At 37.3% G+C, this 2,818-nt stretch carries 3 protein-coding genes and 1 pseudogene; all 4 read left to right on the top strand.

Annotated elements, in window-relative coordinates:
- Positions 1 to 564, top strand: a 564-nt coding sequence (locus HMPREF2560_RS11435; RefSeq protein ID WP_283122215.1) for an RHS repeat-associated core domain-containing protein, incomplete at its 5' end; no start/stop codon positions are given.
- On the top strand, positions 561 to 1,127 hold the full coding sequence (locus HMPREF2560_RS05540) for a hypothetical protein (protein WP_070608101.1): 567 nt from the start codon (positions 561 to 563) through the stop codon (positions 1,125 to 1,127). The genes HMPREF2560_RS11435 and HMPREF2560_RS05540, both read left to right, overlap by 4 nt.
- 586 nt (positions 1,128 to 1,713) lie before the next feature.
- Positions 1,714 to 2,256, top strand: a complete 543-nt coding sequence (locus tag HMPREF2560_RS05530; RefSeq protein WP_070608103.1) for a cation:proton antiporter — start codon at positions 1,714 to 1,716, stop codon at positions 2,254 to 2,256.
- A 254-nt stretch (positions 2,257 to 2,510) separates the two neighbouring features.
- Positions 2,511 to 2,818: pseudogene (locus tag HMPREF2560_RS05525) on the top strand (RHS repeat protein); the annotation flags it as partial.

The raw sequence follows: 2,818 nt of genomic DNA, 5'->3' as shown, positions 1-2,818 counted from the left end.
AACCTGATGCGGTATTACGAGCCTGAGGCGGGGCGGTTTGTGAATCAGGACCCGATTGGGTTGACAGGTGGTAGTAACCTGTATCAGTTTTCGTTAAACTCATTAACTTGGATTGATCCATTAGGATTAAAAGTTAAAATGGGTAAGCATGACCGTCTTCGTAAGATTCGAGATGGGAAACAATCACATCATCTTAATCAAGATAATGCCTTTGATTCTATTATTCCACGTGGAGATGCAGCGGCCATAAAATTATTAGGAAATGCCCTACGAGACATTGGTTCAGATCATTATCAAATCCATTACGTGATGGAAAGGTTTTGGGATCAATTCCGTAAAACAGGAGTTAAGCGTAAAAGTGGCAAAAAATATTTAGCCGGTATTACTCGGCCAACTGTAGGGCAATACAACAAAATGTTAAAAAATGCATTAGCTGCCACTTCTCTTTCTCCTAAAGAACAATGCAAAGCATTGTCTTCTGCTAAGCGAAGTCAAGCTAAACATGGTATAAAAGAAGATGATTTAGTCCCCAATATTCCTCGTACATTAGGTCAAAAAAAATGAATAAAGAAACAATAACTTCTATTCTTAACGAATTTCAAGGTAACCTTTATTTTGATAATTGGCTAAGGAAAGTAGGAGATTTTCCAGAAGAGCAAAGAAAACAACCTTATCCATTTTCTTGTAAAAAAATAGTAACCTTAAAAGATGCAAAAAAATGGATTGCTAATGATGAGTTATGGGAAGGAGTACAAAGGGCTTCTAATAACTATTTATTCAACTTATTTCAAAATGCAACTGGTAAAGGGGCTATGGTAAATGAATTTGGGCAATATATCGCAAAATTTTTTCATTCACATGAATCTATTCTAAAAGAAAAAATAAAAGAAAGTAAATTAAAAACAGATGATACATATATTGCATTATATAGCATTGCGTTGGGAGCTTTTTTAGAATATTCAATTAATAAGGTGGATGAAAATATAAAAGTTGACTTAAATTTGAATCTTCTTAAAATCATTAATGATGGATATATGCCTTGTGGTTGGAGTTTTAAATCTGAAGACATAATCGATTTTAGTGAGAGGTCTTTTGATTATTCAGCAGGATATTTATACATCTATTGAGTATTTCCCATAATAATTTAACTCCGAACTTCTTAAACAAGCTGTAGTTTGTATGAAATTTCTATTTTGATGCAGCAAGCCATAGCCTACACAAAACCTTCAGTCTTGACGTAGGGTACGTGCGGTACGTACGCACGCGGTTCCTGTTTTTCAGACGACCTCACTATCTTCTTTGAGGTCGTCTGAACCATTTGTTCTTTAACAATCTCATTGGCAGTTAACATAGAGGTCGTCTGAAAACCAACTTTCAGACGACCTTTGCTGTGCCGTAATTAACCGCTACTACGCTTACGACAAAGCAGGCAAACTGATTCAAAATAATGACAAAAGAAGTGGCACGCTCCATTACGTCTACAACAAAATCGGATGCGTTCAGGAAGCCCAAAACAAAGAATACCACAGCGGAACATTCGCCTTATCAAAATATGTTGTAAAAAATATCAATCATGCGAAATATACCAGATGACACAAAAGTTACTCGAAAAGGAATTTCTTGGGGCAGCAAACAAAGAAATGCACCTTGTTCAAGATGTAAACCAAGTGTTGACGGTGCTGGTGGTGTATATGATTAATGAAAGGATGAATTATGAATATAGAATTACATATTGAAAAAGTACAATCTCTTTTAGATCAAATGGATCTACAAAAGAAATGTAAATTTGCAGCTTGGTGCTGTAATGCACTGATCATTGAGAAAAAAATAAAAGAAAATATGACTAAAATAACTAATTCAAATGTGAACTACCAACTCTGTGATGCTATCATTAAAGCTGGTTGGTATGATTTCTCCCAAATAAATATTGGAATCTCTCAAAAAGCTATAGAAGATATAAATTGGGATGATGATCCATTAAATGATATGGTAGAAACACAAGGAACTATAGAGTTATTAGCTTCGATTCGAAATATGTTACTAGGTATACAACAAAAATCATCTGATAGTTATTACTTTGCTGCATGTGCTGAAAACGTAATTAACTGGAAAGATGCTTTAGCGAATTTCCCATACTCTGAAGATGGCAAAATAGAGGAGGAAAATTTAAAACGTGAATATGAAATTCAATTGTTATTTTTAGATGATTTAAGAAATAATATAATTACCTTACAGGATATTAAGAAATATAGATAAATAGATGCAAGCCTAAATAGCCTAAAACCGTTTAGTAAGTCGTAGCCCAGACAAAACTTTCAGTTCTGACGTAGAGTGTGTGCGGTACGTACGCACGCGGTTTCTGTTTTTCAGACGACCTCACTATCTTCTTTGAGGTCGTCTGAACCATTTGTTCTTTAACAATCTCATTGGCAGTTAACATAGAGGTCGTCTGAAAACCAACTTTCAGACGACCTCTACCAAATTGCTACGACTACAACGGCTACGGTGATTTGACCGCTGTTTACGGACGAGACGGCAAAAAACTGCGCGGTTTCGCCTACCGAAACCACATCATGGTCGAACACAGCCAACCCGACGGACTGGTGTCCCGCTACGAATACGACCGTTACGACGCCGACGGCAAAGTGCTTAAAAGCAGCAACAACCTCGGTGAAGAATGGACGTTCGCCTACCGCAAAGACCATACCGTCGTTACCGACGCATTGGGGCGGACGGAAGTGTACGGTTTCGACGAAAACCGTGAACTCGTCTACCGCATCGACGCTGACGGACAACGCAGCGACAGCGAACGCGACGA

The sequence above is a fragment of the Neisseria sp. HMSC078H04 genome (assembly GCF_001838135.1).
Taxonomy (GTDB): Bacteria; Pseudomonadota; Gammaproteobacteria; order Burkholderiales; family Neisseriaceae; genus Neisseria.
Note: the sequence above shows the minus strand (reverse complement) of the source record. Positions and strands in the feature narration are given on the sequence as shown.